This is a genomic window from Nocardia sp. NPDC005998, assembly GCF_040614395.1.
Classification (GTDB): domain Bacteria; phylum Actinomycetota; class Actinomycetes; order Mycobacteriales; family Mycobacteriaceae; genus Nocardia.
This window is the reverse complement of sequence record NZ_JBEXUI010000084.1, coordinates 1-7,743: the sequence shown is the minus strand read 5'-3', so window position 1 is coordinate 7,743 and position 7,743 is coordinate 1. Positions and strand designations below refer to the sequence as shown.

Below are 7,743 nucleotides of genomic sequence, written 5' to 3'. Positions count from 1 at the left end.
GATACGACAAACTCGCCGTCCGCTTCCTGGCTACCGTCCACATCGCCGCCATCGACCTGTGGCTACGGTGACCCGACTTTCGAAACACGGCCTAGCTCTGAGGTTCAGCGGACACGCTCGCTACGGCTCAGTCCTGGGCCGCCGAATCCTGCCCGGGAACGCAGCCATCGCCGTCCGCGCGCCCGGGTACGGCCACCGAGAGCATGGAGAACGATGTACCGGAAGTGTGTTCTGATCGCCGCCCTGACAATGGTGGGCTGCGCGGTCACCACCGCCCCGTTCGCGCACGCCGCGGCCGCCCATGAGAAGACCTACTCCGTCTCCGGCACAATGCAATTCACCGTCGGCCAGCGCGACATCGATGCCCATCCACTCACCGCGCTCAACGGCATGCCGACCAACCGGGAAGTGTTGCTGGACACCGACTTCTACGGCCGGATCTCGGGTTCCGATTCCGGCACACTGACATCCGGGTACTACGTAGCATGCGCGGTGGACCTCGACCCCAAGGCCGAGCTCCAAACCAAACTCCAGGCCGATGCCAATCTGGACCTCGGACTCGACATCTCACCAGGTTCGCTGACGCCGAGCATCGATATCAATGTCATCCCCGACCTCAGCGGTGGGCTCGGCGCCGATCTGAGCATGTCCCCGGGCAAAATCGCCGATATCACGGTCGGCACCAAGAAACTCCAATCGGACACCCTCGGCACCATGGTCAGCCGAGACTTCCACATCCAGGTATCCGGCTGCGGTGGCGCGCTGACCATCCGCGCGTACGCCAGGGTCACCGCCGAATCGGCGGCGGTGGATGCCAGCGGCGCCAGCTACGGCGACCCCATCGTGCTGTGAATCCTCAGTCCTGCACCTTCAGCGCCTGCCGAATCGTCAGGCGCCCTTGGGCTTGCATCAGCGAGCGACGGTAGATCTTCTCCTCGACGACGCCCATGTCGAACAGGAAGGACGCCATACACAGCAGGAAGGCGAAAACGAACGAGACAGCCCGCGCCAAGCCGGGATCCACCGCGGATGGTTCGAGCAGCTCGTAGGCGACCACTCTGCCCTGGCTCAGCGCCGCCAGCGAGCTGCCCGCGGCGGCGGCATTGCGCTGCACCGTGATCTGGCGCACCGCGGCCGTCACATCGGTGGCGGCGTTATCGTCGCGTCCGGCCCCTTGCCGACCAGCCGCCACCGGCCGCTCATACCAGCCCCACATCAACTGCGCGGTCGCGCACCTGGTGTTCGACTGCGGCCCGCATCGGCGTGCGGGCCCGCGGTGAAAGTGACCCTCTTATCGGCACTTTCGACGAGGCTGTTCGCGGTCGCGACGATCTGCCCGGCACCAGGTCGCGCGGATCAGTGCGGCTCGGGTAGCCCGAGCGCCGGGGCGAGCACGCGCCAGGCACGCGGGAGTTGCGCCTCGAAATCGGGCCAGGTGTGCATGCCCGCCGGGGCGTAGTCGACGGTGGCGGGAATCTTCAGCTCGGCGAGCCGGGCGGCGAAGCGTTCGGTGCACAGCCGCGCACCGGCCTCGAGCGCGAGTCCCCCACCCGCCGTCCGCAGGGCTTCGACGAGGTTCGGCGCATGCGATACGGCGACGAGATCGGCGTCGGTCGGCAGGCCGGTCGCCGCGGAGAGATAGATCGACGTACCCCGCAGATCGGCCGCCCGGAGCACACTGTCGTGCGCACCCCACTCCGGCGAATCGGGTGGGCCCCAGAGGTTTTCGACATTGCCGCCACGCGAGGCGACCGTGATGGTGGTGACGGCGCGGCCGAGTTCGTCCGCGGTGGAATAGCATCCGCTCAGCCCCGCGACCGCGCGGTATCGTCCCGGATACCGCTGGGCCAGCATCATGGCCGCCTGCGCGCCCATCGATACGCCCGCGATCGCGCGCCGCCCATCGGTTCTCAGATACGACTCGACAATCGGCGGCAGTTCCGCGGTGAGAAACGTTTCCCACCGATTGAGTCCGAGATTCGCGTCGCGGCGCATCCAGTCGCTGTACATGCTCCCGGTGCCGCCGCTGGTCAAGACCACATCGACGGGCTTATCGGCGAAGTACTCCGCCGCTCGACCTTTGCTGAGCCACCCCGAGATCTGCTCGCCGTCAACGCCGTCCAGCAGATACAACAGCGGATGCGGCCCGGAACCGCTGCCGCGCAGCACATCCACCGTAATAACCCGGCGCATGGCGGCAGAGGCGATCGAAAAGCGTTCGTGGCGTGGGCCGACAGTCTCGATAGCGATGGTGCCGGTCCGGGTCATGGCGGGATCCACCGGCGGCGGTGCTACGGGTAGATCCGCGAGCGCGGGCGCAGCCCCCACCACGGCGATGAGGGCCATCGCCGCCGCGGTGATCGGTGCTCGAAGACTCATGGCGCGACGGCGGCTCGCTCGGCCTGTCCGGCTGCGGCGCGGTCGCGCTGCTCCTCGAAACACGTTGCCCTGAGCGCCAACTCGTCGAAGTAGGCCGCGATTTCATCGCGGGCGCGTTTGCCGTCGTCGGATAGGTCGGTGCGCTCGAAGACATTCCAGGCGCGCAGCACCGGGCGCAGCACACCGTCGAGATGCTGACGCAGATCGCAGATGCCGTATTCGGCCAGTACCACAGCATTTCGCCGGAAGTTCGGCTGGGTGAGTCCGGACATCTGGAACCGGGTGACGATATCGGTGAACGCGCGCAGGGTCTGGTTCGGCGTCAGGTCGAGGGTGGCGGCACTGAGGTTGCGAGAGAAGATCATCTACAGCTTTTCGTCGGCGGCAATTCGTTGCAGCATACGCTCGGCGATGGGCTCATTACAGGCCGCGCCGGTATTTCTGTGACTTAACCTCGTCGCCAGTTCCTGTTGCGTCACATATGCGCCAGATCGCAGGAACTGCTGTCCCTTCACAGATTTCGCGACACCCGTCGTCATATGCGCCATTCTGGCCTGCTCCAGGGGTCACCGGGTCGCCCGCGCGAGTGACCAGATAGTCGCACATGACAATCGCATGACGATTCTCCGCTGCGGTCCAGCACCCCGCCCAGGTGCCCCAGACCCGCCCAAGGACAACGACTCCGAGATCTCCCGGTGATAGGAGGGCAGATTGTCCTCGGTGCGCAAGTTGGTGACCATCGCGGTGCGGGCGACCTCGGCCAGCTCGGATTGTCCCGGCTCCCAATCGACACCGCCCATAGCCGCGAAATTCCGACCGTCGTCCCACGGCACATAATCCTGCGGATGCCAGGCCTTGCGTAGATGCTGTTCGAGATGGCGTTCGGCGACGGGCTCGAGTTTGCGCACAGTATCGAGATCGGTCAGTGTGGTCGGCACACGTACTCCTTTTCGTTCACACCCCAGAACCGCAGATCAAGGGTGTTCGGTCAGGCCGAACGGGTGATTCGGTGATCATTGGGCGAGGTGACGACCGGGCGGCGGGCCTGCTGGAGCCCGTCATAATCGGGCAGATCGGCCAGTCGGTAGAGCCCCGGCGGTCGGCCATCGGCCTGCAGTCGGACCAGCAACTTCTGGACCAGCCCGGCCAGTTCGGGAATCCGGCTGGCATCGCCAGAGGTCACCACCGCGGTCAGCGGAACCTCGGCGGCCTCGCCGATCAGCTCGAGCACCTCAGGGGTGAGTGCGAGCGAGGTCATGGCCGAGACCTCGTCGATCGGAATCAGGACCGTGCCGCCCTCATCGGACAGCAGCGACAGTGCCCGGGAACCCAGCGGAGTCGCCAGCGCCGCCTGAACGCGGCGCAGCTTCCGGCGCGCCGCTGACGGCGCGCCCATGCCAGGTCTTCGCTCATCCGGATGCGCGGGAATCGCGAGGGCCACGACCTGGTACGACGCGGCCACACTGATTCCGGCCCGGCGCGCCAGGTGCGCGACGCCGTGCCCGCTGAGCAGCGCCGATACCAGCATCTGCGCCGCGGTCTGCTGCTCGCGCGCGACCTGGCGATGTTCATCCAGATAGGCCGTCAGCGTCGCCGTCGTCACGGTTTCCAGCACCCGCACGATCAGCCCGGCCGCCGCCGCCACCGCATCGGCGTCTTCCCCTGCGGCCTGCTCGGTCAGGAATTCCAAACCGATACGGACCCCGTCGTGATACGCGTCGAGCACGGTTTCCAGCGCTATCCCCTCACGCGCCCAGCGCGCCGCCGATCCGGCAATCGCCGCTGGCTGTGCCACCGGAATCAACCGCGCCTCCAGCATCCGCGCAGCCTCCACCAAACAGGCGCGCGTGATAGTACCGAGATCTTCGCGACGTGCGCGCCGAGCCTGAAAAGTCAAATGCTCGACCAGTTTTGCTTCCAAGGTCTTGGTGCCCGAACTGGCCTGTTTGCCCACCATGAATATGAAAGGCTAGCCGGGTTCGCACCGAAATCGCATATCCAGCCCGATAATTGGGAAAGTCATCACTTGGCACCGGCCGCCTTGGGTGAAATCACAAGCAGCGGGCGGATTCTCGGTTGCAATATTCCGCTCATCCGGACGATCAGATTGCGACAGCGGGATCCGCGCACCGCCGGTCCGCTGGCGCACGGGTGGCGCGCCGCGACCACCGCTGTAACGCCCGGCGGCGATCTACCGACGGCATCGGCATGGCAGCGCGCAGTACCCGGACACCGATGGTTCAAACCAGGGCACACCGACGGAACCTGTGAGCTCTCCCATGACTAAAGTGGATCCCTGTGCTACGGGTCATATGCCCGATAGCATCGACCGCCTTGCCTCAGTTCGGTGAACCCGGGCGGTGCAACTGGCGACGAGTTCGAAGGATGGCCTAACCCCATATGAGCGGTACGCGAGAAAAGCTGGAGGAACTCCGCGACGTCCTGGAGCTCGCCGAGGAGCCCGCAGGCGAGACCGGCATCGCGAAGCGCAAGAAGAAGGGCATACCCAGCGCCCGCGAGCGCGTGCGGATGCTGCTCGACAAGGGCTCCTTCGTGGAAATGGGCGCGCTGATGCGCCAGCCCGGCAGCACCGACGGCATGTACGGCGACGGCGTGGTCACCGGCCGCGGCTATATCGACGGCAGGCCGGTCGTCGTCATCGCCCACGATCAGACGGTGCACGGCGGTTCGGTCGGCGAGATGTTCGGCCGAAAGGTCGCCGCCGCAATGGAGTTCGCGCAGGAGAACGCCTGCCCGGTGGTCTCGATCAACGATTCCGGCGGCGCCCGCATCCAAGAGGCGGTGACCTCGCTGGCCTGGTACGCGCTGATGTGCCGACGCCAGGAGGATCTGTCCGGTTTCGTGCCGATGGTCGCGGTCATGCTCGGCAAATGCGCGGCCGGTTCGGTGTACGGCCCGGTCAATATGGATGTGCTGGTCGCGACCGAGAAGTCCTATATGTTCGTCACCGGTCCGGAGGTGATCAAGGGCGTCACCGGCGAGGTGGTCAGCGCCGACGATCTCGGCGGCGCCGCCGCCCTGCAGGCCAATGGCACGGTGCACCACGTCGCCGCCGATGAGCAGGCGGCCTTCGACTGGGTTCGCACCTATCTGAGCTACCTGCCGTCGAGCTGCCTCGAGCAGGCTCCGGTGGTGAATCCGGGCCTGGAGCCGGAGCTCACCAGCCACGATCTGGAACTGAACTCGATCATCCCGGATTCGGCCCGGTCCGGCTACGACATGCACGAGGTGCTGCTGCGCATCTTCGACGACGGCGACTTCCACGAGATCAGCGCGGGTACCGCCCAGAATCTGATCACCGGCTTCGCCCGGGTCGACGGCCGCAGCGTCGGTGTGGTCGCCAATCAGCCGCAGGTGCTCGGCGGCGCGCTGGACGGACTGTGCTCGGACAAGGCGGCGTATTTCATCCGCCTGTGCGACGCCTTCGGCCTGCCGGTCATCTTCGTCGTCGACACCCCCGGCGTGCTGCCCGGGCTCGAGGAGGAACGCAACGGCGTGATCAAGCGCGGTGGCCGATTCTTCCGCTCGGTGATCGAGGCCACGGTGCCGATCGTGTCGATCGTGACGCGCAAGGCCTACGGCGGCGGCTACGCGGTAATGGGCTGCAAGCCGCTCGGCGCCGACCTCGCCCTGGCCTGGCCGACCGCACAGATCGCGGTAATGGGCGCGGAGAGCATGGTGGGCATCATCGGTCGCAGACAGCTCGAGGCGACTCCGGCCGACCAGCGCGCCACGGTGCGTCAGCAGATGATCGACTTCTACAACGCCACCGTGGCCACCCCGTGGACCGCGGCCGAACGCGGCTATATCGACGCCGTCATCGAGCCGTCCCAGACCCGCCTGGAGATCCGCAAGGCGCTGCGCCTGCTGCGCGAGAAGGGTTCGGTCAAGAAGCACAACCCACGCAAGCACAGCCTCTTCCCGGTCTAGGATCTCGCCCGTTTGTGTTGCATCACAACATGAACGGGCACCGGTCGTGCGATCTCCGATGTTGGGCCGCTCGCTGAGCGGCCCAATATGACTGTGCCCTAACGTCATCCATGCCCGGCCCGTGTTCGCCGCACGGCGGCCCGGCACGCGGCGTGCCCACCCACTGTGTCCCTATCCACTCTGGGTGGGCACGCCGCATTCGTGCGAGTCGACCTGGGTGTGTCCCCATTGAGTACCTCGACCATGCGGCAGCAAGCCGGGCTCCGGTCCACAGACGGTCATTTCGGTGGAGGCTGCCACGCGCTCGGGTGCACCACACACGTAGTCTGGCATCGGAGGGGGGACAATGCTGATCGACTTCGTTCCCGACGGGAATCTGTATCCTTTCGAGTCGCGCTGGTTCGACTCGTCCGTCGGCCGAGTTCATTACATCGACGAGGGGGCCGGACCACCGATCCTGTTCTGTCATGGCGCTCCGGCGTGGAGTTTCCTCTACCGCCACATCGTGAAGGACCTGCGCGACCGGTACCGGTGTGTCGCCGTCGACTACCTGGGTTTCGGATTGTCCGAACGTCCTGCGGGTTTCGGCTACACCATCGCCGAACACACCGCGGTCCTCGGCGAGCTGATCGATCACCTGCAGCTCGACGGCTTCGTTCTGATGGGACACGATTGGGGCGGCCCCATCGGTCTGGGTGCGGTCGCCACGCGCGCGGACCGGGTGCGGGGGATCGTGCTGGGCAATACCGTGTTCTGGCCGATCGAAGCGATGGCTAATCGGGCGTTCAGCATGATCATGAGCAGCAGTCCGATGCAGCGGCGGATAATCGAACAGAATTTCCTAGTCGAGCGCGTCCTGCTCGCAGAGCTGGGGCGCACGCTCACCGCGGCCGAGGCCGACCACTACCGCGCGGTGCAGCCCACTGCGGAAGCCCGGCGCGGACTCGCCATGATGCCCAAAGAAATTCGTGCCGCGCGCCCGCTGCTGGACGGACTCGCCCGAGACGTGCCCGTCCTGCTCGGCGACAAGCCGACCCTGTTGCTGTGGGGAATGCGGGACATGGTGTTCCGTCCGAACGCCGGTATCCCGCGAATGCGTGCCGCCTTCACCGATCTCGATGTAGTCGAGCTGCCACACGCGCGGCATTTCATTCAGGAACACGCACCGGACGCGATCACGATGGCGATCGCACAGCGATTCCCGTAAGTGCGATGGACGAACGCACCACTGAGGCGGTGAAGCTCGACTCGCCCTGACGAATTAACGGGCGCACCACTAGTTTCCTTCCAGGACGGCCGCGGCTTCCTTTTGGAGGTTGTTGAAGGATTGCTTGCCGATGTCGATGGTGACGTTGTGGATGGTTCCTCCGGTGAAGGTGGCGGGGCTCTGGTATTGCGGGGAGAGGGTGTCGC

6 protein-coding genes and 1 pseudogene are annotated in these 7,743 nt (G+C 65.9%); 3 read left to right on the top strand and 4 right to left on the bottom strand.

Features of this window, described 5'->3' with window-relative positions; genetic code table 11:
* Window positions 1-213 precede the first annotated feature (213 nt).
* The gene (locus tag ABZ293_RS41810; RefSeq protein WP_355189882.1) at window positions 214-852 is read left to right on the top strand and encodes an MspA family porin; all 639 of its coding nucleotides are present in this window, start codon (window positions 214-216) and stop codon (window positions 850-852) included.
* A 4-nt stretch (window positions 853-856) separates the two neighbouring features.
* On the opposite strand, the gene ABZ293_RS41805 is transcribed toward ABZ293_RS41810, so the two are convergent.
* From ABZ293_RS41805 to ABZ293_RS41790, 4 genes and pseudogenes are all read right to left on the bottom strand, one after another.
* Entirely contained in the window at window positions 857-1,192 is a 336-nt protein-coding gene (locus ABZ293_RS41805; protein WP_355189881.1) for a hypothetical protein, read from the bottom strand.
* Window positions 1,193-1,356: 164 nt separating this feature from the next.
* Window positions 1,357-2,379 (bottom strand): alpha/beta hydrolase family protein, encoded by a 1,023-nt coding sequence (locus tag ABZ293_RS41800; RefSeq protein ID WP_355189880.1) that lies wholly within the window; start codon window positions 2,377-2,379, stop codon window positions 1,357-1,359.
* A pseudogene (locus ABZ293_RS41795) lies at window positions 2,376-3,287 on the bottom strand (acyl-ACP desaturase). Before ABZ293_RS41795 ends, ABZ293_RS41800 begins: the two are co-directional and overlap by 4 nt.
* An 80-nt stretch (window positions 3,288-3,367) precedes the next feature.
* Window positions 3,368-4,336: a transcriptional regulator gene (locus ABZ293_RS41790; protein ID WP_355189879.1), complete on the bottom strand. Its 969-nt coding sequence runs from the start codon at window positions 4,334-4,336 to the stop codon at window positions 3,368-3,370.
* 443 nt (window positions 4,337-4,779) lie between these two features.
* Here ABZ293_RS41790 and ABZ293_RS41785 point away from each other — a divergent pair, with 443 nt between their 5' ends.
* The gene (locus ABZ293_RS41785) at window positions 4,780-6,330 is read left to right on the top strand and encodes an acyl-CoA carboxylase subunit beta (RefSeq protein WP_355189878.1); all 1,551 of its coding nucleotides are present in this window, start codon (window positions 4,780-4,782) and stop codon (window positions 6,328-6,330) included.
* A 346-nt stretch (window positions 6,331-6,676) separates the two neighbouring features.
* Window positions 6,677-7,537 carry a haloalkane dehalogenase gene (locus ABZ293_RS41780; RefSeq protein ID WP_355189877.1) on the top strand — a complete coding sequence of 287 codons (861 nt, stop codon included), beginning with the start codon at window positions 6,677-6,679 and terminating at the stop codon, window positions 7,535-7,537.
* Window positions 7,538-7,743 lie beyond the last annotated feature (206 nt).